This is a genomic window from Lapillicoccus sp. (assembly GCF_039935575.1).
GTDB lineage: Bacteria > Actinomycetota > Actinomycetes > Actinomycetales > Dermatophilaceae > Lapillicoccus.
Window position 1 is genome coordinate 1 of the sequence record NZ_JBDTKA010000084.1, and the last position, 25,041, is coordinate 25,041.

The following is a 25,041-nucleotide window of genomic DNA, read 5'->3' on the forward strand; positions in this document are numbered from 1 at the left end:
GTGCTGTGAGGGTGTCGCTGGGGGTGGCCTCGGGCAGCGGTCCGCTGGGCTCGCGGCGACGCAGACGGTCCAGGCAGGCGTTGACGATGATCCGGTGCAGCCAGGTGGTCACCGCTGCGTCACCGCGGTACTGGCCGGCCCGCCGGAAGGCCGCCAGCAACCCGTCCTGGATTGCGTCGGACGCCATCTCCCGGTCCCCGCAGGTACGCATGGCGACGGCCCACATCCGGTCCTTGTGACGCCGGAAGATCTCCCCGAACGCCTGGGAGTCACGGGACGCTGGGCCAAGGGACTCAGCATCACGAGACGCTTACCTCGGACACCTGGGCTCGGAAGCGCCCCTGCTCAGCCGGCCCGAGGGTGGTGAACCAGACGATGACGAGGTTGCCTTTCGCCGACCCACCACCCGGGACGGTGACCGTGCCGGGTCCGTTCTGCGCGGGCAGCGACCCGATCTGGGTGGCCCCGTCCAGCGCCGGCCGGGTGGCGACGTAGATGGAGACGTCGGCCGGTCCCGGGACGGTCACGCTGACCCGGTGCACGTCCGTCGGCTGACCGAGGTCGAGGACCAGTCCCAGGCCGGCCTTCTTGTAGCCGCCGAAGTTCGCCGTGGCATACCACTTCGACGAGCTCCAGGCGGTGGCCGGATTCCCGTCGTAGGCGGCCGCTGAGGTGGTGCTCTGTGGGACCCCCCCGGCGTCCAGGTCGAGCTGGCTCGAACCGACGATGACGATCGGCTGACCGCCAGGGGCCGGGGTGGTCGGTGCGGGGGCGGGGGCACCGGTCGCGGTGGCGCTCGCGCTGGGGGTGGCGGTCACCGTCCTGGTGACGAGGGGGGCGGCTGCGGTGCCGGCACCGATCCCGGAGAGCTTCGGCAGACCCCAGACGCCGAGGACGGCTGCGACCAGGACGAACACGGCCACCGCGGCGATCACCCACCGCGACGAGTCGCGGTCGAGGGGTTCCGTCGCGGTGCCCGGCAGGAGCGCCAGGGGCAGGCCGAGACCGAGGGGTTCGTCGGTGGTCTCGAGGGTGTCCGAGAGGCGCACGTCCTCGCCGTAGGAGAGCGGGTCCTCGAGATCCTCCGCCTCGCGGCGCTCGGCTCGGGCCGCCGACCGCTCGGCGGTGCGGTCGGCGGCGGTCCGCGCCAGATCCCCCATCCGGTCCCCGACCACCCCGAACGCCGTGCCGACACGACGGGCTGCCGCTGCGGTGCCGGCGGCCACGCCCGCGGCCCCGGCGGCGATCGCGGTACCGACGGCGGCTGCGCGCGCGGAACCCGCCGGCCCGCCATTTTCGAGACCGTCGAGCTCGTCAGCCCCCTGACCGTCGGCTCCAGAAGCCAGCTCGGCCGTCGACCCGACGAGCGGGTCGACCGCCGGGTCGGCGTTCGATGCGGAGGGCCGACGGCCGCCGAGGCCCATCCCCAGCACACTCGGCCGGGCCGCCCTGGACGTGGTGCGCCCCGCGGCGCCGGCGGTGGCGCCGGCCCCGACGCCGGCCGCAGCGGCAGCCGCCGCTCCACGAACGGAGGTGGTGGGAGCCGGGTGCGCCAGACCGCCCGTGACGGGGTCGCGCGGGAAGGCGTCGGTGCGCGTACCCGGCCCCTGCTTCGGGGTCATCACCCCGAGCACCGGAACCGGCGACCACGGGCCGATCTGCTCCGCCAGCTCACCCGGCGTAGCGGGACCGTGATCCTCGTTGAGCGTGGTGCGGGCGAGCAGGTCGAGGTCGGCGGGTACGCCGGCGGCGATCTCGGATGGTGCGGCCACCCCGCCTGACACCCGAGGGGCCGCCTCGAGCCCTGAGTCACCCTCGGCGAGCGGCCATCGGCCGGTCATCACGGCGTACGCGAGGCCGACCAGGGCGACCGTGTCACCCCGTGAGGCCGCCTCGGAGCTGGTGTCGTCGGCTTGGAGCAGGGCTGCCTCGGTGGCCAGCCCGCGGACCTTGATCGTGCCGTCCGCGAGCCGCAGTACCGACCGGGGGGTGAGAGCGCCGTGGTGGAGTCCGCGGGCGCGGGCGCTCTCGAGCGCACCGGCCGCCTCGCCGACGACGCGACGCGCCTCCTCGCTGGGCAGGCCACCGTCGCCGAGCACGGCCGTCATCGACCGAGCCCCTGGCATCGGCTCCTCGACGACGAAGGTCAGGTTGCCGTCGCGACCCACGTCGAGGACCCGTACGAGCCGGTGGTCCTCGACCCCGGCTGCGCGCCGGGCCGCATCGAGGGTGGCCGACCCGACCGGTCCTTCGGCCTGGAAGCAGACGAGCACGACGTCGCGCTCGAGGGTCTGGTCGGCGGCGCTCCAGCGCTCGTAGCGGGCATGCTGGGAGACCCGGCGTTGCACCAGGTAGCGCCCGCCGAGGACGGAGCCGGGACCGACGCCCTGCACTGACCCTCCCTGCTCACCGATGACACCTGCTGACCGGTCATCTTACGGGCCGGTCGCTCGAGACAGGTGGTGGCGCGGCGGCACTGGGCGCTCCTTCCGACCCCATCTGGGACAGAGGGCGTATCGCGGGCGGTGCGCGCCGCGGTCCCCGCAGGGTCCGCACGATCCCCAGCAGCAGGACCAGCCCGACGACGATCCCAGCGATCACGTAGAAGCCGGTCCCGGGCGGGTTCGCTCGTACCAGGATGGCTGAGCTCGTCCCGATAACGGTGCCGTCCCGCGTGGTCAGGGAGGTGTTCACCGGGACCAGGCCGGCCGACACCGCCCGGGCTCGCACCTGCACGACGGCGCGGCTGCCGGGGCCGATGGTCAGGGGCTCCGGCTGGGCCACAATCACCAGCCTGGGGTTCGTGGGACCGAGCAGCAGGCGTACCCCGTCGACGGCGACGGGAAGGTCGTTGACGACGGTGACCTGCAACGTGCCCTCGTCGGCCAGGAAGTTGATGGTCTGGTCGGCGACGTGGATGCCGCTCGTGGCGGCGGCAGTCGCCTGCGTGACCTGGGTCTCGAGCGCGGCGAGCTGGGCGGGTCCGGTACGCCATCGGGTGGAGGTCAGCTGGTCGAGCATGGCGGTCCACTGCTCGCCTAGCGCGGCCCCTCCCGTCCCGAGGATCGTGGCGATCTCGTTGGCCGTGTGGCGCTCCGTGTCGATCCGGGCCAGCTTCGCGGCGTCGACGCGGGGCTCGCCGGCGCTGGTCCAGGTCCCGGCGCTCGCGTTGGCGACGGGGGTCTGGGTCGCGGCAGTCTGCCGCAGCTGGTCGGTGCCGACGACCCGGACCCAGGGCGTGGCGGCCAGCGTCGTCAGCATGCCGCGCAGGGATGCGGGGTCGGGATCGACTCCACGGGGCAGCGCGAGCAGGAAGCTGCGCGCCACGCCGGGGCTCTCGCCGAGGATGGTGCCGGTCTCGGCGACGAGCTCTTGCGTCGCGAGCGCACCGTCCGCGGGGTTCGCCGTGCGGGCCGCGAGCCGGCTCAGCTCGTCGTCCCAGGCGAGCAGCGGCAGTCCGCCGGGGGAGCGGCGCGGCGCCTGCCCGGCGTACCCGTTCGAGACGGGGAGAGCGGAGGAGGAGACGACGTCACTGTCGAGCCCCACTCCCTGGTATGCCGCGCGCAGCCCGTCCTCCCGCCCGGCGGCGAGCGAGCCGTCGGTGGGCCAGGCGACACCCGTCGTCACCGGGACGCCGAGGGCAGAACCCAGCGCGGTGCTCGCGGCCACCTGGGCGTGCACCGTGGGGTCGTTCGGGCTGGACCTGATCGTCGCCGCGAGGTCGGTGTCGGCATACGGGAGAGCCCAGATGCTGTGCCGGGCGACGCCGGTGCTGAGCCGGGTCACCACGGGGGACACGACCGGGACCAGTGGGTCGTCGGCGGCCAGGCTCGTCGCGCCGCGTGAGGTGCCGAGCACGGCGGGGTCGACGGCCCAGGTGACGGGCACGGGGCCGGTGGGTCCGTCGGCGTCGGTGCCGTCGAGCAGGTTCTGGACCCGGCCACCCGGCGCGAGCTCGGACCGCCAGGCGGCGGTGCGCTTCGCGGCGTCCGTGTCATACAGCGCGGCGTTCGGCGAGAGGGTGACGGGGACGACGACAGCGACGGAGATCGGGACGTACTCCACACGACGTTGCCACCCCACGAAGGTCCGCAGCACCTCCGAGGTGTTCGAGGCGGTGTCGCGCACCTGGAGGGCGAGGGGAATCGAGCCCCACGCCCGGGTCAGGGAGAGCGTGCCGGCGGGAACGCTGACGGTGAACGGGACGCTCTGCCCGACCGCAACCGGCGCGCCCAGCTGCGTCCGGCCGACCTCGGTCCCGGCGAGGAAGGCGGTGCTCGTCGCCCAAGCCGTCACGTCAGGGCGCGACACGATCGGCGTGCCACTGACCACAAGCCGGACCAGGGGGGCGGTGAGCGCCGAGGTGCGGGCCGTGACGGTGCCGGTCACCGTGAGGGCGTCCCCGGGACGGATGACCGCCGGGCTCAGCGACGTCAGGGTGAGTACGGACGTCCCGGGGTCGGCGGAGGCCAGCTTCAGCGGCACTGCGTTGGCCGGTGCTGCGTTGGCCGGTGCGGTCGACGCGGCATACCCGGGCACTGCCGTGAGCGCCGTGAGCACCACGAGCGCCAACGCGGCGTAGAGCGCCAACGCGGCGTACAGGGCTCGTCGGTGACGCGGCCTGCGTCGGCGCGGCGCTGAAGACACTGAACCGGCGGGCGCAGGCCTCACGCGGTCCCTGCCAGCCGCTCCCAGGCAACCTGCGCGATCCGCCGCTCGTTGGGAAAGGTGAGGTGCTGGTGCACCTGGTCCAACGGGAACCAGGCCACGTCGATCGCCTCGTGGTCCGGGTCGTTCTCGATCGTCAGCCGCCCGCCGGTCGCCTCGAGCAGGTAGTGATGGACGAACTTGTGGACCCGCTTGTCGGCCGTGGCGAACCAGTAGTCGATGGTCCCCAGCTCGGCGAGGACCCGGCCGGTGATGCCGGTCTCCTCGGCGACCTCGCGTTCCGCGGTCTGGGTCAGCGTCTCGCCGGCCTCGATGTGGCCCTTGGGCAGGCACCACTCGACCCGGCCGGCCCGGTTGCGTCGGGCGATCACCGCGATCCGGGCGGCACCTTCGAAGACGTCGATGACGACGCCACCCGCCGAGCGCTCCTCGACCGAGGGCAGACGACGGCCACGGGAGGCGGGGTAGGCGTGCACCTGCCCCGTCCGTCCGTTCTGACCCGTCGCCGCGCTCATCCGACCACTGTAACCAGCGCTGTTGTCCCCTCCTGCCTCCTGCGTGACGCCTGCAGGTCCGCCGGACCTAGGCTGGTCTGCCGTGTCCACAGGTTCCCCGCCCTCGCCCTCCGAGGACGCGTCCCGGCTGCTGGCCCGGCAGCGCGGCGCCGTAGCTCGCCTGGCCCCGGTGATCCCCCTCGTCACTGCTCTGGGTGACCGGTTCGCAGCAGCGGGTCACGAGCTGGCGCTCGTGGGCGGACCGGTGCGCGATGCGTTCCTCGGACGGACCTCGCCAGACCTCGACTTCACGACCGACGCGACGCCTGACCAGACGCTGGAGCTCATCCGCGGGTGGGCGGACGCGCACTGGGAGATCGGGCGCGCCTTCGGGACGATCGGCATGCGCAAGGGAGACCACCTGCTCGAGGTGACGACCTACCGCAGCGACGTCTACGACCACGCGAGCCGCAAGCCGGAGGTGTCGTTCGGGACGTCCTTGTCCGAGGATCTCGTCCGGCGCGACTTCACCGTCAACGCGATGGCGCTGCGGCTGCCGTCGCTGGAGCTTGTCGACGAGCACGGTGGGCTGGCGGACCTCGGCGCCGGCGTGCTGCGGACTCCGGCTCGCCCGGAGGACTCCTTCGCCGACGACCCCCTTCGTATGCTTCGTGCCGCCCGGTTCGCCTCGCAGCTGGGGTTCGATGTTGCGCCGCCGGTGCGGACCGCGATGGCCGAGCGCGCTCATACCCTCTCGATCGTCTCGGCCGAACGGGTCCGCGACGAGCTGACCAAGCTGCTGATGTCGGGCTCCCCGAGGGCTGGACTGACGCTGCTGGTGGACGCCGGACTGGCCGAGGTGTTCCTTCCAGAGCTGCCCGCGCTGCAGCTGGAGATCGACGAGCACCACCACCACAAGGACGTCTACCAGCACTCGCTGACCGTGCTGGAACAGGCGATCACCCTCGAAGGGCCGCGCACCGTGCCGGGAGTCGCGCAACCCGAGACCGTGACCGGGCCCGACCTGGTGCTGCGTCTGGCGGCGCTGCTGCACGACATCGGCAAACCGGCGACGCGGCGGTTCGAGGCCGGTGGCGGGGTCAGCTTCCACCACCACGAGGTCGTCGGCGCCAAACTCGTGACCAAGCGGCTCAAGGCGCTGCGGTACGACAAGGCGGTCGTCACGGCGGTGGCCCGGCTGGTCGAGCTGCACCTGCGGTTCCACGGTTACGGCACAGGGGAGTGGACCGACTCGGCCGTGCGCCGGTACGTCACCGACGCCGGCCCACTCCTGCCGCGGCTGCACCTGCTCACCCGCTCGGACTCGACCACTCGCAACGCCCGAAAGGCGGCGCAGCTGGCCCGGACCTACGACGCGCTCGAGGTGCGGATCGAGCGGCTCAAAGCCCAGGAGGAGCTCGCCGCGGTGCGGCCCGAGCTCGACGGGCGACAGATCGGGAAGATCCTCGGCGTGCCGCCCGGACGGGTGATCGGCGAGGCATACCGGTTCCTGCTCGGCCTGCGTCTCGACGAGGGCGTTCTGGGTGAGGACGTCGCTCGCGAGCGCCTGGTTGCCTGGTGGGCCGAGCGCAACGACTGAGCGGCCGTGCCGGACCGCGGGCAGGTGGGCGGGCGGGTGGGCGCTGACGTTCCGGCCCGGAGGGCCCACGGCATACTGGCTCCTCGTCCAGGAGGCCCACGATGGGAAGGACTCCGATGAGCAGCAGGATCTCTGTCGTCGCCGCGTCCGCCACGGACGCGGGTCGGGTGCGCGCGCACAACGAGGACGCCGTCCTGGTCACGGACTGCGTGTTCGTGGTCGCCGACGGCATGGGCGGCCACGCGGCCGGGGAGGTCGCCAGCAGCATCGCCGTCGACGCGCTACGCGAGCTCGACGCGCCCGCGGGCGGCCCCGGTCAGGTCGTCGACCGCGTCGAGGCGGCGAACCAGGCCATCCTCGACTCGGTCGCCCGGCACCCGGAGCAAGCGGGAATGGCCACGACCCTGGCCGGCCTCGCGATGGTGACGGTCGATGGGTCGCCCCGGTGGGCCGCGGTCAACGTCGGCGACTCCCGCGTCTACCAGTTGGTCGACGGACGGCTGTCCCAGGTCAGCCAGGACCATTCGGAGGTCGCGGAGCTGGAGAGGTCCGGGTACCTCACCGCTGCGGAGGCCCGCGTCCACCCCGCGCGCAACATCGTCACCCGCTGTCTCGGCCGGGACCCGGTCGACCCGGTGGACTCGTGGGTGCTCCTCCCGCAGCAGGGTGAGCGGTTCCTGCTCTGCACGGACGGGCTGACAAACGAGCTGGAGGACGACGAGATCGCCCACCTGCTGCAGGACGGCGACGACCCGAAGGTGATCGCCGACGCGCTCGTGGGCGCCGCGGTCGAGGCGGGGGGCCGCGACAACGTCACGGTGGTGGTCGTGGTCACCTCGGACGCCTCACCGACCGACGCCGGTGAAGACGACGAGGAGACCACGTCGCGGTAGTTTCGCCCGCCCGCCTCGCGCCCCTTCACCGACCGCCGGACATGAGTTGGTCCGCGAACGGACGCATCTGCGTCCCGAATGGCGACTAACTCCTGTTTGACGGCCGACCCTGTGGACGAGCGTCGGGGCGGTGACCGGGCGTGCACGAGAGTTTTGCTCGTGGACGCCGACCTCGAGACTGCCTTAGCGCGTCGTGGGGGGGTCGCCCGCTGCGGTGACCTGCGCCGTGCCTGTTCCAGGTCGGCCATCTCGCAAGCGGTCGCGACGGGGGAGATCGTGCGCGAGCGGCGAGGCTCCTATGCGTTCCCGACGGCACAGGACGGGCGCCGAGCTGCGATCCGGCTCACCGCGGTCGCGTCACACGTCAGTGCGGCCGCGCATTGGGGCTGGGCGATGAAGCACCGCCCCGACCGCCCATGGGTTACGGTGCCGGTCAATCGCAAGGTCACCCGAACCGACCAGAACGCCCACCGCATCTCCTGGCGTGACCTCGACGCGCACGATGTCGTGGACGGCATCGTGACGGGACCACTTCGCACGGTCCTCGACTGCTGCGTCGCGCTGCCGTTCGACGAAGCCCTCGCCGTCGCGGACTCGGCCCTGCGGAGCGGGATGGTCACCCGACGGGAGCTTGTCGACGCTGCTGACACTCACCCGGCCCGCGGACGGCGGCGAGTTCGACAGGTAGCCCGGCACGCGTCGGCGGAAGCCGCAAACCCCTTCGAGTCGGTGCTGCGCGCCATCTGCCTGGACGTGTGGGGGCTCTGCGTGCTCCCCCAGGTCGAGATCGAGGGGCCTGGCTTCTTCGCGCGCGTGGACCTGGCCGACCCGACGCTACGGATTGTCGTGGAGGCGGACAGCTTCGAGTTCCACGGGGGGCGCAAGCAGCTCAAGGACGACTGCCAGCGCTACGACGAGCTTGTGGCGTTGGCCTGGGTCGTCCTGCGGTTCGCCTGGGAGCAGGTCATGTTCGAGCCGGACTGGGTGCGGCGCATCCTCCAGGCCGTCGTCGACCAACGGTGTGTGACGCGGTCGCAGCGCCGCACCAAGGCGTCCGCCAAACGGGAGTTGGTCGCCTGAACCATCCCCCGGAGCGCACGGCAGCGACCAAGTCACGTCCGATGGACAGCTCGACAGGCCTAGTCCGGCCTAGTCCAGGCCCAGTCCGCGCTATTCGGCCTCCTTGAAGGCCCCCCAGCCGTGCCAGCGGTCGACGTCGATCCTCGCCGTCACCCTGGGCCGGGTCCGGTTCGGGTACGCCTGACCGGTGTAGTGGGTGGAGATCCGGTCGATGTCGACCAGGTCGGGGTCGTCCACCCACTCGACCACGCGCCCCTGGATGCTGACGTGGGTGATCCAGCTCTCGGGGTCCATGGCGCTGAGACTGACGCGGGGGTCGTTCTTCAGGTAGCTGATCCGGCGACGCCCGGCGTCCATGTTGACGACGACCTGGCCGTCCTCGAACAGGTACCACGTCGGCACCGACACCGGCTGCCCGTCCGGGCGGACGCTGCTGATCGTGGCGTAGTTGGGCTTGGCAAGGAACTCCGCAACCTGCGCAGGAGGAGGCGTGGTCGGCATACCCGACAACCTATGACCGACCGACCTCCTGCCCGCCACGTCCAACGGCCGGAAACCGCTGGTCAACATCCACGCAGTGGCGACACACTGGTGGTGTATCACCAGGGCGACTGGCGGCTCTGACGTCCGTGACCCCCACGTGTCTGGCACCCACCGCGCCGCCCCCAGCGAGAAGCCGAGCAATGACCCAGCCCCATCCGGACACCCAGTTCGCCACCGGACCCGTCGGAGAGCTGCTTCGCCGCGCCTCGGCCGGTGACCAGGTGGCCTGGAACTCGCTGGTGGACAGGTTCTCCAACCTGTTGTGGTCGGTGGGTCGGTCCTACCGTCTGAGTGACGACGACGCCGCCGACGTTGTGCAGAACACCTGGCTGCGGTTGCTCGAGCATCTCGACGGCATCCGCAACCCCGAAGCGCTGCCGGGGTGGCTCGCGACCACGGCACGGCGTGAGGCGCTGCGGATCCTGCAGCGCCGCGGACGGGATGTCCTCGTCCGCGCCGAGGACCTGGCGGAGAACCTGCCGGACCCCCAGGTCGAGGAGCTCGACGTGGCGCTGCTCGAGGACGAGCGTGACGTCGCGCTCTGGCAGTGCTTCCGACAGCTCTCGGCACGCTGTCAGCAGCTGTTGCGCGTCCTCATGGCTACCGACCGTCCGGCCTACGTCGAGGTGTCGGCTGCGTTCGACATGCCGGTCGGCTCCATCGGCCCGACCCGGATGCGGTGCCTGACCCGGTTGCGGGAGCTGGCCGGCCAGTCGTCGTACGTCTTCGGTGGACCCAGGCAGGGGTGGGCGTGATGAGCCGGAAGACGACGCGAGCCCCTGGCCCGATCAGCGACGACGACGCCGAGCTCCTCGAGCGGCTCGGCCGGATCGCCGGGACCGTCGACCCGGTGCCCGACGACGTCGTCCAGGCCGCCAAGGAGATGTTCGGCTTGCGCGACCCCATGGCTGTGCTCATGGAGACGGTGGACCAGGACGAGGCGTTGGCGGCCGTCCGCGGCAAGGTTGGCCCACAGATGCACTTCTTCGAGTACGGCACAGTCGCTGTCGACCTCGAGGTGAGTACGCATGAGGGGTTCGCCTCGGTGCTGGGGGTGGTCACCACGCCACCGAGTTCGGGCGACGGCTCCGGCGTCGTGTCGCTGCAGACATCCGGCGCGTCGTTCGACACCGCGGTCGGGTCCGACGGTCGGTTCAGCTTCGTGCGGATCCCAGCGGGGATGCTCCGACTGCGGATCGAGCTGCCGGGCGAGCCCCGAATGACGACTCGGTGGGTCGACGCCGGTGCCTAGACTCCCCATACCGTGAACGAGGCTGCGGTGGCGGCGACGACTGGTTCGGTCGCCGCCTGACGGGCGGCGAGTAGTCCTTCGGCTAGCGAACCACCTTGCGCGACAACGGTATGCGCGACACTCACCACCGGGACCGTAGCGTAGTCGTTCACGGGCACCACGCTCGCCATCACCGAACGTGACCCGACCGCGAGCAGGCTGGACACCAGGCCGAGCGCCTCGTAGGCGCCCACCGCCCCACTGCTGCCCAGATCGCAGGCCGAGAGCACCACCGACTCGGGCGCCCGCTCCAGCCGGTCGAAGTCGTGCACCGTCAACGGACCGTCGCACAGCAGGAGCGACGAGAACAGGGGGGCGTCGACGCGGAACGACCCGTGGGCAACGACATGTGCCAGCCGCGCACCGTCCATGAGGGCCAGGGCAGCGTCGACGGTTGCTTCGTCTCCGACCAGGCAACGGGCCCCTGGGTGCACCGCCTCGAGCGCGCGTACCTCGTCCTCCCCGGCCCGCAGCCCTGGTCCGCACACCAGGGCGACGTCCGCCGACCCTGTCATCTGGTCCGACTGCCGGGAGCTCCAGGACTGCCGCGACCGCTCGAGCGTGCGCAGCCACAGGCTCGCCGAGGGCGCGGCTGTCACGACCGTGTCGCCGAAGGCCGGCATCAGTCCGAACGGCGCCGTGAGCAGCTCCGCCGGCGGGACGACGACGACCCGCGGCGCCCGCCATCGCTCGACGTGGTCGCCGAGCAGAGCCCGCTGGAGCCGCAGACCCGTCGTCTGGAGGTCGACTGGTCGACCGAACGCCGACCGACGCAAGGTGAACCGCGCGAACTCGGCCTCCCTCACGGCGCTCGCGAGTGGACCGATCTCGTGCCGGGCCACCCGTCCCCCAGCGACGACGACCGCGTACAGGACACCGCGGACGTTGACGCCCGAGACGAGAGCCGTGCCGTGTGGTTGCGCCTCCACCGCCTCGAGGAGGGCCCGGACCCCCCGTCGCGGCGACCCCGCCTGCAGTACCCCATGGTGGGCCGCCACCTGCCGGTACCGCGTGCGGACGGCTGACTCCAGACGAGTACGTTCTCGCGCCAGCACCGGCTGCTCCTCGCCGAAAGCCGACAACCGACGGGTGACGTCTCGCAGCGCCGCGATATTACGGTCGAGCTCGGGATCGTCCGGCCGGGTGGCGGCGGCCCCGACCAGCGCCGTCGCCCGCCAGCGTTCGCTCCATCCCAGAAGGCCTCGGGTGTCGCCCGACTGCACCGCGTCCGCAACGGCGAGGTCGGCGAGCTCCAAGCCGTGGCGACTGGCGAGGGCGCGCAGCTCGATGTCGCCGAGGAGCGACCGGTACTCGTCGACGCTGTCCAGGCCGCGGGCGCACGCGTGCCGCAGGGCGCGGCGGTCGCTGCGTTGGTCGGCGAGCAGTGCGGTGGCGAGCCAGCCGACCGCCCGGGTCAGCGGCGGGCCGGCGAGCCGCCGCTCGGAGACGGCCGCCAAGCTCGCCTCGGCCACCTCGCCCCGACCGAGCTGCCGGGCCAACCGAGCGCGCAGGAGCAACGCCTCCGGCAGATCGCGGGAGTCCTCCTGCTCGAGGTCGACCAGGAGCCGGTCGCAGGTCCGCGCGAGGGCTCGACGCCCGCGCCGGTCCAGCAGGGGGTCGCGTTCGCGGGCCTGGAGGGACAACAGGGTGGCGCGGTGCACGAAGGTCCGTCGCCCCTGGGCGGCGAAGAGACGCGCCGCTTCGTCAGCTCGCGCCCGTGTCGTCGCAAGATCGTTGCCGGGCACCGCCGTCCTGGCCAGGAGAAGGAGCAGCTCGGCGCGTTTGACCACGGTCAGGTCTGCGCTGGCGAGCGCGGCGTCGAGGACCCCTCGCGCTTCGTCGACGAGCCCGGCGCTCAGGAGGGCGGTCGCCTGGTCGATGGTCAGGTCCGGCTCGACCACGTCCAGCGCGCTGTACCGGTCGGCCACCAGCGCATACAGCTCGAGTGCCTCCGGGAGGTGGCCGCGCTCGTATGCTGCCTCGGCTTGGTTGTGGACGGCGTGGGTCAGCTCGAGGTCGCGACCGAGGCCCCTGAAGATCGTCGCCGCCCGGTGGGCATCCTGCGCCGCCTCGTCGGTCGACCCCAGGGCGAGATGGATGACGGCGCGGTTGTTCAACCCGCGCGCCTCCCACATCAAGTCCCCCGCGGCTCGGCTGCCCCGGATCGCCTGGCCGATGACCTCGAGCGCTTCGGTGTACCGGCCCACGACGTGGAGCACGTGTGCCCGACGCAGCAGCAGGCGAGGCCGGTCGGTATGCGGTGTGAGGGGGAGGGCTTCGTCCAGACGTCGAAGGCTGGCGGCGGTGCGTCCGGCGTAGACCAGCGTCACGGCGTACGTGGCCAGGACGTCGGCTGTTCGCTCGGGGCCGACCTGCCGCGCCAGCCGCAGCCCCACGACGATCTCGCGGCGCGCCTCGGTCAGGCGGCCCCGGTCGCGTTCGACGATCGCGATGGTCTGGTGCGCCACCGACCGGTCCCGCACGGATACCACCCGGCCGCTGCGTCCAGCAAGGAGGGACCGAGCCGTTGTCAGCGCGCGGGCCGGCTGGGATAGTGCGAGCGGCAGGAGTACCTCGACCAGGTCGGGCGCATCGTCGGTATCAGGCGGCGCTCCCCGCGGGTCAGTGTTCACGGGTGTTCACGGGTGCTCATACCTGTTCACACCCTCACGGGCCGGACGACGTGTCGGCGCGCGACATCACACGCATACCGAGGAGGGTGTGGATGGCCACACACGATGATGACAGCGAGGCCGGTTCTGAGTCGGTGCCTTCCACGCGCTGGTGGGGCGAGGGCCAGGAGGGGGTCGCGGCCGGCCGCAGGGGGGACCAGGTTCGAGCGCTGGTCGACGCCTTTGCCGCCCAAGGCATTCCGATCGGTGTCTTCCCGAGCGACGACCGCCCGCAGGACATGGAGTACATGTACCGCAAGCAGGTGGTCCTCACACGGGACGTCGACGCCGAACGGGTCCACCTTGCGCTCGGTCTCGAGCCGACGTGGGACAAGCGCGTCGGGCGCGATCTCTCCAGAGACCGACTACCGGCGTCCGTCTCCGGGTTGACTCTGGTCTCTCTGCCGCTCCAGGACGAGCAGGGCGCCGGGCAGGACACGCCGTACTGGTTCGACCGCCTGGACCGGGCGTTGGGCGTCGGCGTCGCCGTTCCGGACCACGTGGTCCACATCACCCCAGGCGGAGCCTGCCCCGCGACAGAGCCCCTGCCTTCCGCTGGTATGCCACAGCCGGGCATCAACCCTGACCCAGTCACGGACGGCCGACAGGTCAAGGTCGTCGTCGTCGACACCGGCGTTCTTCCCGATGTGGTGGCGGAACACGCCTGGCTGACGGGGGTGACCGGACAGGCGGAGCCTTTGTCCGTGGGCCACTACCGGGGTCACGGCACGTTCGTCGCGGGGGTGGTGCGCACGATGGCGCCAGCCACGACCGTCGACGTCAAGGCCATCCTGGTCATCGGAGGAGGGATCCTCGAGAGTGACCTGGCGGTGGCGCTGCAGCATGCGCTGAGCGGCACCCCCGACATCATCAGCATGTCGGCAGGGACCACGACCCGCGGAGGCATGGCGCTGCTCGCGTTGGAGAACTTCTGGCTCCAGCACCTGAGCAAGCTCAAGGGGACGGTGCTCGTGGCAGCAGCCGGGAACGACGGCAACCGGGGACCGTTCTGGCCCGCGGCCTTTCCCTGGTCCGTGTCGGTCGGCGCGCTCGATGTCGACGGCGCGCGGGCGGGCTACAGCAACCACGGCAGCTGGGTCGACGTGTACGCACGCGGCTCGGATCTCGTGAACGCCTACCCCCGCGGGCCCTACCAGTACCAGGAGCCCCCGCTGGCTCCGAGTGAGACGAGCTTCGTCGTGGGGATGGCGAGCTGGAGCGGCACGTCGTTCTCTACGCCCCTGGTCTCGGGGCTCATCGCGGCCCGGATGACCTGGAGTGGCGAGAGCGCCCGCGAGGCCGCGAGCGCGCTGCTGCGGTCAGGCAGGGAGAACGCCCGGCTCGGGGTCGGCGCGGTCCTCGAGCCCGGTGACGCCTCGCCGGCCTAGCCGAGGGGCCTGGACCGGCCCGCAGCTTCTCTCACGTGTGAGAGTTGTTGCGGGCCGTTGGCGAAATCGCGCGGGTGCGCTCACGCTGGCGGTCAGCGCTCTTCGGTGCCCGCGATGTACGCCTCGAGCTTGGCCCGGCCGATGTCGTCGGGGCGCTGGACCGGCGGGGACTTCATCAGGTAGGACGACGCGGAGATCAGCGCGCCACCGATGCCGCGGTCCTTGGCGATCTTGGCGGCGCGGATCGCGTCGATGATGATGCCTGCGGAGTTGGGCGAGTCCCAGACCTCGAGCTTGTACTCCAGGTTGAGCGGCACGTTACCGAATGCGCGACCCTCGAGCCGAACGTAGGCCCATTTGCGGTCGTCCAGCCACTGCACGTAGTCCGACGGCCCGATATGCACGTTGCGGTCATCGATCTTGTCGGCGAGCTCGCCCCGGAGGTTCGAGGTGACGGCCTGGGTCTTGCTGACCTTCTTGGACTCGAGACGGTCGCGCTCGAGCATGTTCTTGAAGTCCATGTTGCCGCCGACGTTGAGCTGGTAGGTGCGGTCGAGCGCGACGCCACGGTCCTCGAAAAGCTTGGCCATCACCCGGTGCGTGATCGTCGCGCCGACCTGGCTCTTGATGTCGTCGCCGATGACCGGAACGCCGGCCGCCTCGAACTTCGCCGCCCATTCCGGGTCGCTCGCGATGAACACCGGCAGCGCGTTGACGAAGGCGACCTTCGCGTCGATGGCGCACTGAGCGTAGAACTTGTCCGCCTCTTCGGACCCCACCGGCAGGTAGGACACCAGCACGTCGACCTGGCGCTCACGCAGCACCTCGACGATGTCGACCGGCTCGGCCGCCGACTCCTCGATGGTCAGGCGGTAGTACTTGCCGAGCCCGTCGAGGGTGGGACCGCGCTGGACCTCGACGCCCGAGGTGGGGACGTCCGCGATCTTGATGGTGTTGTTCTCCGAGGAGTTGATGGCCTCGGCGAGGTCCTTGCCGACCTTCTTGTCGTCGACGTCGAACGCGGCGACGAACTCCACGTCGTTCACGTGGTATTCGCCGAACTTCACGTGCATGAGGCCGGGGACGGTGCCGGTGGGGTCGGCGTCCTTATAGAACTCGACTCCCTGCACCAGCGAGTTGGCGCAGTTGCCGACGCCGACGATGGCGACGCGGATGGATCCCATGGGTGGCTCCTTGTGAGTAGTAGTGCGGGGGAAAAGTGACAGTCGTGCTGGGGGTACGTGTGTTCAGCGAGAGGACGTGGGGGAACCCGGGTCGGCGGTGTTGCCGCGCTCGACCGCGATGAGCTCCTCGAGCCAGCGGACCTCGCGCTCGGCGGACTCCTCGCCGTGCCGCTGCAGGGCCGAGGTGTAGGCGTCGGCCCGCTCCCGGTTACGGGCCGAGGCCTCGCGGACCTGGGCGAGCCGTTGCTCGAGGCGAGAGCGCCGCCCCTCGAGGATGCGTAGGCGTACCTCGTGGGTGGTGCGGGCGAAGAAGGCGAGGTGGACGTCGAACTCGTCGTCCTCCCAGGCGTTCGGCCCGGCCTGCGCGACCAGGTCCTGGAAGCGTTCCTTGCCGGTCGCGGTCAGCTCGTAGACGATGCGGGCCCGCTTGCTGCCGGAGCCGCCACTGGCCCGGGGAACCTCGGCGACCCACTGCTTGTCGAGCAGGTCACGCAGCGCGGGGTAAAGCGAGCCGTAGGACAAGGCCCGGAACCCACCCAGGGCGGTGTTGAGCCGTTTGCGCAGCTCGTACCCGTGCATCGGACTCTCGTGGAGCAGGCCGAGGACGGCGAACTCGAGCAGCTCGGCGCGACGTGCCATCTCCCGCCTCCGTCCGTGTGCCAGTGAGGTCGGCCGGAGCGACATACTCGGCCTTTGTCTGGCCAGAAGGTAGCACGGATATATCGCCTCGATACATCGCCTGGCTGAGTTTTTGGCGGTAATCCAGGCGCACACGATTGGGACAGGTGACGGGCTGACCCGCATACTGGCTGATCGTGAGTGACCAGACCGCAGGCCAGCGCCCCTCTCAGGGCCCTCACCCGGCCGCGCCGAAGACGCGGTCGAAGCTCCGCACCACGCTCAAGTGGGTGCTGTTCTCGCTGCTCAGCCTCGTCGCGCTGGGGTGCGTCGCCATCGCCATCGCCTACGCCACGATCTCGGTCCCGCAGCCCAACGAGCTCGCCAGCGCCCAGGCCTCGATCGTCTACTACGACGACGGGACAACCGAGATGGCACGCCTCAGCGACGCCCAGGGCAACCGCGAGTCCGTCAAGCTCAGCCAGGTGCCCGACACCGTGCAGAAGGCGGTCCTGGCCGCCGAGGACCGCGGGTTCTACTCCAACCCCGGGTTCTCACCGACGGGCATCGCCCGGTCGGTCTGGCAGGCGCTGAGCGGCTCTGATGTGCAGGGCGGCGGCTCCACGATCACCCAGCAGTACGTCAAGAACTACTTCCTGACCTCGGACCGCTCGGTGCTGCGCAAGTTCAAGGAGATCATCATCTCCGTCAAGATCGACCAGCAGACGTCCAAGGACCAGGTCCTCGAGAACTACCTCAACACCATCTACTACGGCCGTGGCGCCTACGGCATCCAGACCGCGTCCAAGGCCTACTTCGGCAAGGACGTCAGCCAGCTGACGCTCGCCGACAGCGCGGTCCTGGCCTCGGTGATCAACGCTCCCTCGCTCTTCGACCCGGCGCTGGGCACGAAGCAGCAGGCCAACCTTGCCGACCGGGTGACGTACGTCCTCGACGGTATGCAGACCGAGGGCTGGATCACGCCGGCGCAGCGTGCTGCCGTGACGGGTCCGTCCCAGACCATCGCCCCCGTCAAGAACCAGACCCTCGCCGGGCCCACGGGCTACCTGGTGGATGCCGTGCGCAAGGAGCTGGCGAGCACCCTGAAGCTCAGCGACGACGACATCGACCGCGGTGGCCTGCGGATCACCACCACGATCAACAAGGCCGCCCAGGACGCTGCGGTGGCCGCGGTGCAGAAGTACCTGCCGGCCGCGTCGACCAACGTCCAGGCCGGCCTCACGGCGATCAAGCCGGGGGACGGCGCGATCATCGCGATGTACGGCGGGGCCGACTTCCAGGTGAAGCAGTTCAACTCGTCCACCGACGCGACGATGCAGGCGGGGTCGACCTTCAAGCCGTTCGCCCTGATCGGCGCGCTGCAGCAAGGGATCAGCACCAGGACCCTCGTGAACGGCAACAGTCCCTACCTGGTGCCGAACTCCACGACGAAGATCCCCAACGAGTTCGACCGCAGCTACGGCACCGTCGACCTCCGGACCGGTCTCGCCAAGTCGATCAACACCGTCTACCTGCGGCTCAACGAGAAGATCGGTCCCGCGAACACCAAGAACGCGGCGATCGCGGCCGGCATACCGGCGACCACCGCCGGGCTCGACGACAACCTCGTCAACGTCCTCGGCACCGCGTCGCCGCACGTCGAGGACGTCGCGAACGCCTACGCGACGATCGCCGCCAACGGCGTGCGCGCCACCCCCTACCTGATCGCCTCCGCGACCTCCGACACCGTCGACATCAGCTACAAGGCGCCGAAGCAGACGGCCCAGGCGTTCTCCGCCGACATCGCCGCCGACACGCTCGACGCCATGCAGGCGGTGACCCGCTCTGGCGGCACGGGAGCTCGCGCAGCCGCACTCGGCCGCCCCGTCGCTGGCAAGACGGGCACCACCGATGGTCACCTGTCGGTCTGGTGGACCGGGGTCGTCCCGCAGCTGTCCGTCTCGGTCGGCATGTACCGCGACGAGAACGGCGTCCCCGCACCCCTGGACAACATCCCCGGCCTCAGCGTCTCCGAGGTCGGCGGCAGCAGCCTTCCCCTGTCGATGTGGCTCGACTTCATGAAGACCGCCACGCAGGGTATGGCGAAGCAGGACTTCCCCAAGCGGGTCGGGATCGGCGACGACACGGTTCGCATCCCGGCGCCGACGGCGACGGTGACCGCACCACCGGCCACCACCACGGCGACGACGCCTCCGCCCGCGACGACGACGGTCACCGTGCCGCCGCCCGCGACCACCACTCAGCCGCCGCCGACCCGCACCCAGCAGCCGTCCCGCACGTCCACCCCGAGCCAGACGACGACCTCGGCGCCGCCCACTCCGGCGCCGCAGGGTCGCACGACCACCGCCTCGCCGTAGGCTCTGCGTCGTGCCCGCGCCACGCCCCGACCTCGTCACGGCGCCCTCGCGCCAGGACCCGGTGGCCCGCTCGGCGTCGGAGGTGCTCGGCGGACCCACGGGCCGGTATGCCGTCCGCCTCGGCCGCGGATGGCGCTGGTACGCGGCGGTGCTGGCTGCCGTCTGCGTGGTGCCGGCCGGGCTGAACATCCTCCTGCAGTCGCACTGCATCGACTCGGGATGGAGCACCCCGGACCAGTTCTGGCATGCCTGCTTCTCCGACGTGCCCGCGACCTATCGCGACGCCGGTCTCGGCGAGGGAGTGCTGTCGTTCGTCACGGGCGGGTTCGGCGCGCCGCACCCCACCCAGCCGCCGCTGACCGGGTTCGTCATGACCCTGTTGGGGTCGCTCGTCCCGTCGGGGTCGATCGAGGACCGGATGCGGTTCTACTTCGCCCTGTGGGCGGTTCTCGGCGCCGTCCTGCTCGCCCTCACCACGTGGTGGACGGCGGCAAGCGTGCGCCGCTTCCCTCTGCGGGCCGCCCTGGTCGCGCTGTCGCCGGTGGTCGCGCTCACCCTCACCATCTCTGCGGACATCCTCGGGGTCGCCCTGACGGCGGCGGCTCTGTATGCGTGGAGCCGCGAGAAGCCGGTGCTCACCGGGGTGCTGCTCGGGTTGGCGATCTCGGCGCGCACCTATCCCGTGCTCGTGGTCGTCGCCCTGCTCCTGGTCAGCCTCCGGGCCGGCCGGTTGGTCCCGTGGGCACGCTGCGCGGGGTCCGCGGCGGCGGTCTTCGGCGTGATCCTTTTGGTGCTGGGCCTGTCGAACTCGGACGCGGCGTTCGCGGCATACCGGGGCTGGCTCAGCGCCGGCGCCGGGTTCGGGTCCCCCTGGCTGTTGCCGCTGCTCGCCGGCTCGCCGCTGTCCAGCGGCCTGGTCACCGGGCTCGCCATCGTGGGCTGGGTCGCGGCGCTCGCCACCGGTGCCGTTCTCGCGCTGTCCTCACCGCGCCGCCCCGGGGTGGCCGAGGTGAGCCTGGTGATGGTGGCCATCGTGCTGCTCACCGGCAAGTCGATGACCGTCCAGTCGGCGATCTGGCTGGTCCCGTTCGTGGCTCTCGTCGGGCTGGCGTGGGCGGACGCGCTGATCTGGTCCGCGGCCGAGGCGCTGCACTTCGAGGCCGTCTGGCTCTATCTCGCGGGGACGTCCCAACCGAGCCGGGGCCTGCCGGCGTCGTGGTACGCGGTGTTCCTGTTCATCCGGATCTTCGGGCTGCTGTGGCTGGTCGGGCGAACCTGGCAGCTCGCGCGCGGCCGTCCTGCGGTGCTGGACCCCGACGGCGCGGTCGTCGAGAGCGTGTGGGGCGAGGACGAGAGCGACGAGCTGGCCGGATCGCTGCGCGGCGCCTCCGACCAGCTGATCGTCCGTTTCAGCTGACCGCCCGGGCTCTGCGGGCGGGGTGGTCCCGGGGATGTCGGTTCCACCCGCGGATTTCGGTTCCACCCCGGGGTGCCGGTACCCTGGGCAGGTTCGCCGTGACCCAAGGCAGCCTGTGGATGAGTCCCGACCCGTGTCGGTGACCCGTGGCAGGGTGTGGTCACGGCGGCACGCTGCAACCCTCCTGTCACGGAGAGACCGTGACCGCCAGACCAGAGGAGGTGGGTCACCGCATGCGTCAGTACGAACTCATGGTCATCCTCGACCCCGAGCTCGATGAGCGCACCGTCGCTCCGTCCCTCGACAAGTTCCTGTCCGTCGTCACCAAAGACGGCGGCACCGTGGACAACGTCGACATCTGGGGACGCCGTCGGCTCGCCTACGAGATCAAGAAGAAGGCCGAAGGCATCTACGCCGTCGTCACCATGTCGGCGGAGCCGGCCACCGCTCAGGAGCTCGACCGCCAGCTCGGCCTCAACGAGGCCGTCCTGCGGACCAAGCTGCTGCGTCCCGGCGCCTGAGCAACGCCGGCCATCCTCTAGCCCACCCACCACGCCTGAAGCGACCCTGAACCGAGAAGGACACGATTTATGGCTGGCGACACCGTCATCACCGTCATCGGCAACATCACCGGCGACCCCGAGCTGCGGTTCACCCCGTCGGGCGCCGCGGTCGCGAACTTCACCGTCGCGTCGACGCCTCGCGCGTTCGACCGTCAGAGCAACGAGTGGAAGGACGGGGAGACCCTGTTCATGCGCTGCTCGGTCTGGCGTGACGCCGCGGAGAACGTCGCGGAGTCACTCCAGCGGGGCACCCGTGTCATCGTCTCCGGCCGTCTGAAGTCTCGTTCCTACGAGACCAAGGAGGGCGAGAAGCGCACCGTCATCGAGATGGAGGTCGACGAGGTCGGTCCGTCGCTGCGGTATGCCTCGGCCAAGGTCACCAAGACCCAGCGGGGCAGTGGCGGTGGCGGTTTCGGCGGCCAAGGCGCTCAGGGTGGTGGCGGCAGTCAAGGTGGCGGCCAGGCCGAGGACCCCTGGGCCACCGGTGGTGGCTCGGGCAGCTCGGGCAGCTCGGGTGGCGGTGGCGGCAGCTGGAACGGTGGCGGCAACGCCCAGCCGAGCCAGCCCGCTCAGCAGGGTGGCAACCAAGGGGGCGGGCAGAGTGGCAACCAGGGCGGCGGCCAGGGTGGCTGGGGCAACAACGCTCCCGGCTACGACGAGCCGCCGTTCTAGTCAGGTCTCAACTCAGTCTCAGCACGGGTCTCCGCTCAGTCTCATCTCAGGTCTCACTGGCATACCGCCGGTCTCCGCCGGTCTGACACCTCGTCCGACCGGCACCCGCAATAACCCCATCCCGGGGCATTCCCCCGGGCTCTCACCAGAAGAAGGAGAGCACCACGATGGCCAAGCCCGTTGTGCGCAAGCCCAAGAAGAAGGCGAATCCCCTCAAGATCGCCAAGGTCGAGAACATCGACTACAAGGACACCGCGCTGCTGCGCAAGTTCATCTCCGACCGCGGCAAGATTCGTGCGCGTCGGGTGACTGGTGTCTCGGTCCAGGAGCAGCGCCTCATCGCCACGGCCGTGAAGAACGCCCGTGAGATGGCGCTGCTGCCCTACTCGAGCTCCGCTCGCTGAGCCCGCGACCAGTCATCAGCTAGGAGTCCGACATGAAGCTCATCCTCACCCACGAGGTCACCGGCCTCGGCGCCGCCGGTGACGTCATCGACGTCAAGGACGGCTACGCCCGCAACTTCCTGCTGCCCCGCGGGTTCGCCACGCCGTGGACCAAGGGCGGCCAGAAGCAGGTCGACGCCATCATCACCGCGCGGGCGACCCGCGAGGTCAAGTCTCTCGACGAGGCCAGGCAGCTCAAGGGCCGCCTCGAGTCGACACCCGTCACCGTCCCGGCCAAGGCCGGCCACGCGGGTCGGCTGTTCGGCGCGGTGAGCACGGCCGATATCGCCCAGGCCGTCAAGTCCTCGGGTGGACCGGAGCTCGACCGCCGCAAGATCGAGGTCAAGGGTCACATCAAGACGACCGGCTCCTACGAAGCGCTCGTCCGGCTGCACCCCGAGGTGCAGGCGACCGTGGCCCTCGAGGTCGTCGCGGGCTGACCTCAGCCAGCAGTGCAGGCGCCTCATCCGGCACTCCGGGTGGGGCGCCTTCGCGTCTGACCTCGACGCGCCCACCTCCCGACGCCCACCTGCCGACCGAACTCACGTCTCTCCTGGTTTTGGGGTCGCACAAGGCGTCGGAACCCGTAAAGGTAAGTGTTCGGTCGGCGAAGGTGTGAGTTCGGTCAACCGAGAGATGACCGATAACCTCACTGCGGTGGGCCGGCGGCTCCGGCTCGCGGGAAGGAATGCCATGAACCAGTGGGGCAAGCGCGACGACATGCTCGTGCACGAGACGGAGCCGTTCAACGCCGAGCCCTCCCCGGTTGCTCTCGCCCGGGCCGTGATCACTGACGTCGACACGTTCTACAGCCGCAACCACGGCCCCGTCCCCGACGTCGACCCCGACGCGTGGCGCCTCACGGTGGTCGGACTCGTCGACCAGCCCCTGACGCTCTCACTCGCCGAGCTGCGCGAGCGTTTCGAGCAGCACTCGCTCCTCGCCACGCTGCAGTGCGCGGGCAACCGGCGGTCCGGGTTCCTCAAGGTCCGTGACATCCCGGGCGAGGACCCGTGGGAGTCCGGCGCCACCTCGACGGCGCGCTGGACCGGTGTTCGCCTCGCCGACGTCCTCCTCGCGGCGGGCATCCGCCCCGAGGCGGCCCATGTCGCGTTCGCCGCACCGGACCGCTCGGAGCTGGCCGACCCGCCCCAGACCTACGGGGGTTCGATCCCCGCCGCCAAGGCTCTTTCCGGCGAGACCCTGCTCGCCTGGGCGATGAACGACGAGCCACTCACGCCGCTGCACGGAGCTCCTGTACGGGTCGTCGTTCCGGGGTGGATCGGCGCCCGCAGCGTCAAGTGGGTCGAGCGCATCACCGTGCAGGCCGAACCCTCGGACAACTACTTCCAGGCGACCGCATACCGGGTCCTGCCGCCCGACGCCGACCCGAGGCAGGCCGGCCCCGGCGACGGGATCTCGCTCGGCGCGGTCGCTCTCAACTCGGCGATCCTCGAACCCGCCGACGGTGCGCAGGTGACGGCCGGGAAGCTCGACGTCACGGGGTATGCGTTCGCCGGCGACGACCGCGGGGTCGCCCGGGTCGACGTGTCGGTCGACGGTGGCGAGACCTGGTCGCAGGCCGACCTGGTCGCGCAGCCGAGCCCGTGGGCATGGTGCCAGTGGCGTGCCAACGTCCAGGTCGAGGCGGGGCAGGTCGAGATCGTCGCGCGGGCCTGGGACACGACGGCTGCACTGCAGCAGGAGTCGGCTAGGGAGCTCTGGAACCCCAAGGGCTACGTCAACAACTCGTGGCCCCGGATCCACGTCCACTCGACCTAGTCGCGTACGCCTCGGGTGGCTGTTCGACGCCGTTCGCAGCGGATTCGTGCCCCTATCGCCCTAGACTGGTGGGCGTGCACATCTCTCGACGGACGTGGTGGCTGCCCTGACCGGGCGGTTCACCCTGATTTCCCATGAAGCCGCCCCGCAGCAGGGCGGCTTCCGTGTGTCCACACGGTGACTTTTCCCGTTGCGGGACAACACCATCCGAGGAGTACCCCGCATGACCACCATTGACAGCCCGCCGGCCCAGAGCCATCCCGACTCCGAGCCGACCGCCGACGCATCCACGCAGCCGGCCCGGCGCAAGCGGATGCTGACCGGCGACCGGCCGACCGGCAAGCTGCACCTCGGCCATTTCGTCGGGAGCATCGAGAACCGGATCCGGCTCCAGCAGGAGTACGAGTCCTTCTTCATCATCGCCGACCTGCATATGCTGACCACCAGCAACACCCGCGCGGCCATCGACCAGGTCAGCGCCAACGCCCGCGACATGGTGCTCGACCAGCTCTCTGCCGGCATCGACCCCGAGCACGCCACGTTCTACCTCCAGTCGGCGATCCCCGAGGTCAGCGAGCTGAATACGCTGTTCCAGAACCTCGTCACCGTCCCGCGTCTCGAGCGCGTGCCAAGTCTGAAAGACATGGCCCGGGCCGCCGGCAAGGACGAGATGCCCTACGGCCTGCTCGGGTACCCGGTCCTACAGGCCGCCGACATCCTCTGCGTCAAGGGCGATGTGGTCCCGGTCGGCAAGGACAACCACGCTCACGTCGAGGTGACCCGCGAGATCGCGCGCCGCTTCAACCACCTGTACGGCGACGTCTTCCCCGTGCCTACCCTGATCGAGAGCGAGATCACGACGCTAGTCGGCACCGACGGCCAGGCGAAGATGAGCAAGTCGCTCGGCAACTCGATCCTCCTCTCGGACGACGCGGCGACCGTGCGCAAGAAGGTCACCAGCATGTACACCGACCCCAACCGCGTCCGGGCCGACATCCCCGGGACGATCGAGGGCAACCCCGTCTTTGTCTACCACCACGCGTTCAACGCGGACCGAGACGAGGTCGCCGACCTCGAGGAGCGCTACCGCGCCGGCCGGGTCGGTGACGTCGAGGTCAAGACGAAGCTCGCCGCGGCGATCAATGCGTTCCTCGAGCCGATGCGCGAGCGGCGAGCGGTCTACGAAGCGCAGTCGGGGCTGGTCGACGAGATCATCGTCGACGGCACCGAGCGCACCCGTCGCGAGGTCCAGACGGTCGTCGCCGAGGCCAAGCGCGCCATGGGCCTGACCGGGACCTACAACCAGCTGCGCCGCAAGGCCGAGCAGGCCCGCAAGCGGCGCGGCGCCTGACGCA

At 70.7% G+C, this 25,041-nt stretch carries 22 protein-coding genes; 14 read left to right on the forward strand and 8 right to left on the reverse strand.

What is annotated here, in order from left to right:
• The 4 genes from ABI385_RS10625 to ABI385_RS10640 all read right to left on the reverse strand — a co-directional run.
• Positions 1–226: sigma factor (locus ABI385_RS10625; protein ID WP_407068260.1), on the reverse strand; the 226-nt coding region annotated here is incomplete at its 3' end.
• Positions 227–299: 73 nt separating this feature from the next.
• The gene (locus tag ABI385_RS10630; RefSeq protein WP_348103726.1) at positions 300–2,393 is read right to left on the reverse strand and encodes a protein kinase family protein; all 2,094 of its coding nucleotides are present in this window, start codon (positions 2,391–2,393) and stop codon (positions 300–302) included.
• 37 nt (positions 2,394–2,430) lie between these two features.
• Entirely contained in the window at positions 2,431–4,590 is a 2,160-nt protein-coding gene (locus ABI385_RS10635) for a DUF6049 family protein (protein ID WP_348103727.1), read from the reverse strand.
• A gap of 77 nt (positions 4,591–4,667) precedes the next feature.
• On the reverse strand, positions 4,668–5,183 hold the full coding sequence (locus ABI385_RS10640) for an NUDIX hydrolase (RefSeq protein ID WP_348103728.1): 516 nt from the start codon (positions 5,181–5,183) through the stop codon (positions 4,668–4,670).
• A gap of 82 nt (positions 5,184–5,265) precedes the next feature.
• Between ABI385_RS10640 and ABI385_RS10645 the strand changes: the two genes are divergently transcribed.
• The 3 genes from ABI385_RS10645 (at position 5,266) to ABI385_RS10655 (ending at position 8,735) form a co-directional block, all read left to right on the forward strand.
• Positions 5,266–6,762 (forward strand): CCA tRNA nucleotidyltransferase, encoded by a 1,497-nt coding sequence (locus ABI385_RS10645; protein ID WP_348103729.1) that lies wholly within the window; start codon positions 5,266–5,268, stop codon positions 6,760–6,762.
• Positions 6,763–6,878: 116 nt separating this feature from the next.
• Positions 6,879–7,655 (forward strand): protein phosphatase 2C domain-containing protein, encoded by a 777-nt coding sequence (locus ABI385_RS10650; RefSeq protein ID WP_348103730.1) that lies wholly within the window; start codon positions 6,879–6,881, stop codon positions 7,653–7,655.
• 159 nt (positions 7,656–7,814) lie between these two features.
• Positions 7,815–8,735 (forward strand): type IV toxin-antitoxin system AbiEi family antitoxin domain-containing protein, encoded by a 921-nt coding sequence (locus ABI385_RS10655; RefSeq protein WP_348103731.1) that lies wholly within the window; start codon positions 7,815–7,817, stop codon positions 8,733–8,735.
• A 90-nt stretch (positions 8,736–8,825) separates the two neighbouring features.
• Here the strand turns inward: ABI385_RS10655 and ABI385_RS10660 are convergent, their stop codons facing one another.
• A complete protein-coding gene (locus tag ABI385_RS10660) occupies positions 8,826–9,236 on the reverse strand; it encodes a PPOX class F420-dependent oxidoreductase (protein WP_348103732.1) in 411 nt (136 codons plus the stop codon).
• A 182-nt stretch (positions 9,237–9,418) separates the two neighbouring features.
• On the opposite strand from ABI385_RS10660, the gene ABI385_RS10665 reads away from it, so the two are divergent.
• Positions 9,419–10,033, forward strand: coding sequence for a sigma-70 family RNA polymerase sigma factor (locus ABI385_RS10665; protein ID WP_348103733.1), 615 nt, complete (start codon positions 9,419–9,421; stop codon positions 10,031–10,033).
• Complete coding sequence (locus ABI385_RS10670; protein WP_348103734.1) at positions 10,033–10,530, forward strand: carboxypeptidase regulatory-like domain-containing protein; 498 nt, start codon at positions 10,033–10,035, stop codon at positions 10,528–10,530. The genes ABI385_RS10665 and ABI385_RS10670 overlap by 1 nt, the downstream gene beginning before the upstream one ends.
• Here the strand turns inward: ABI385_RS10670 and ABI385_RS10675 are convergent.
• On the reverse strand, positions 10,527–13,202 hold the full coding sequence (locus tag ABI385_RS10675; protein WP_348103735.1) for a CHAT domain-containing protein: 2,676 nt from the start codon (positions 13,200–13,202) through the stop codon (positions 10,527–10,529). The genes ABI385_RS10670 and ABI385_RS10675 overlap by 4 nt on opposite strands.
• 92 nt (positions 13,203–13,294) lie before the next feature.
• On the opposite strand from ABI385_RS10675, the gene ABI385_RS10680 reads away from it, so the two are divergent.
• The gene (locus ABI385_RS10680) at positions 13,295–14,629 is read left to right on the forward strand and encodes a S8/S53 family peptidase (RefSeq protein ID WP_348103736.1); all 1,335 of its coding nucleotides are present in this window, start codon (positions 13,295–13,297) and stop codon (positions 14,627–14,629) included.
• Between the two features lie 92 nt (positions 14,630–14,721).
• On the opposite strand, the gene ABI385_RS10685 is transcribed toward ABI385_RS10680, so the two are convergent.
• Entirely contained in the window at positions 14,722–15,813 is a 1,092-nt protein-coding gene (locus ABI385_RS10685; protein ID WP_348103737.1) for an inositol-3-phosphate synthase, read from the reverse strand.
• Positions 15,814–15,876: 63 nt separating this feature from the next.
• On the reverse strand, positions 15,877–16,452 hold the full coding sequence (locus tag ABI385_RS10690; RefSeq protein ID WP_348103738.1) for a PadR family transcriptional regulator: 576 nt from the start codon (positions 16,450–16,452) through the stop codon (positions 15,877–15,879).
• Positions 16,453–16,628: 176 nt separating this feature from the next.
• On the opposite strand from ABI385_RS10690, the gene ABI385_RS10695 reads away from it, so the two are divergent.
• The 8 genes from ABI385_RS10695 (at position 16,629) to trpS (ending at position 25,037) form a co-directional block, all read left to right on the forward strand.
• Positions 16,629–18,809 (forward strand): transglycosylase domain-containing protein, encoded by a 2,181-nt coding sequence (locus ABI385_RS10695; protein ID WP_348103739.1) that lies wholly within the window; start codon positions 16,629–16,631, stop codon positions 18,807–18,809.
• Between the two features lie 10 nt (positions 18,810–18,819).
• Positions 18,820–20,226, forward strand: a complete 1,407-nt coding sequence (locus ABI385_RS10700; RefSeq protein ID WP_348103740.1) for a hypothetical protein — start codon at positions 18,820–18,822, stop codon at positions 20,224–20,226.
• 233 nt (positions 20,227–20,459) lie between these two features.
• A complete protein-coding gene (gene rpsF / locus ABI385_RS10705) occupies positions 20,460–20,747 on the forward strand; it encodes a 30S ribosomal protein S6 (RefSeq protein ID WP_348103741.1) in 288 nt (95 codons plus the stop codon).
• A 69-nt stretch (positions 20,748–20,816) separates the two neighbouring features.
• The gene (locus tag ABI385_RS10710) at positions 20,817–21,461 is read left to right on the forward strand and encodes a single-stranded DNA-binding protein (RefSeq protein WP_348103742.1); all 645 of its coding nucleotides are present in this window, start codon (positions 20,817–20,819) and stop codon (positions 21,459–21,461) included.
• Between the two features lie 167 nt (positions 21,462–21,628).
• Complete coding sequence (gene rpsR, locus ABI385_RS10715) at positions 21,629–21,865, forward strand: 30S ribosomal protein S18 (protein ID WP_295699100.1); 237 nt, start codon at positions 21,629–21,631, stop codon at positions 21,863–21,865.
• 32 nt (positions 21,866–21,897) lie between these two features.
• Positions 21,898–22,344 carry a 50S ribosomal protein L9 gene (gene rplI / locus ABI385_RS10720; protein ID WP_348103743.1) on the forward strand — a complete coding sequence of 149 codons (447 nt, stop codon included), beginning with the start codon at positions 21,898–21,900 and terminating at the stop codon, positions 22,342–22,344.
• Positions 22,345–22,597: 253 nt separating this feature from the next.
• The gene (locus tag ABI385_RS10725) at positions 22,598–23,686 is read left to right on the forward strand and encodes a sulfite oxidase (RefSeq protein WP_348103744.1); all 1,089 of its coding nucleotides are present in this window, start codon (positions 22,598–22,600) and stop codon (positions 23,684–23,686) included.
• Positions 23,687–23,909: 223 nt separating this feature from the next.
• Positions 23,910–25,037, forward strand: coding sequence for a tryptophan--tRNA ligase (gene trpS / locus ABI385_RS10730; RefSeq protein WP_348103745.1), 1,128 nt, complete (start codon positions 23,910–23,912; stop codon positions 25,035–25,037).
• Positions 25,038–25,041: the final 4 nt, after the last annotated feature.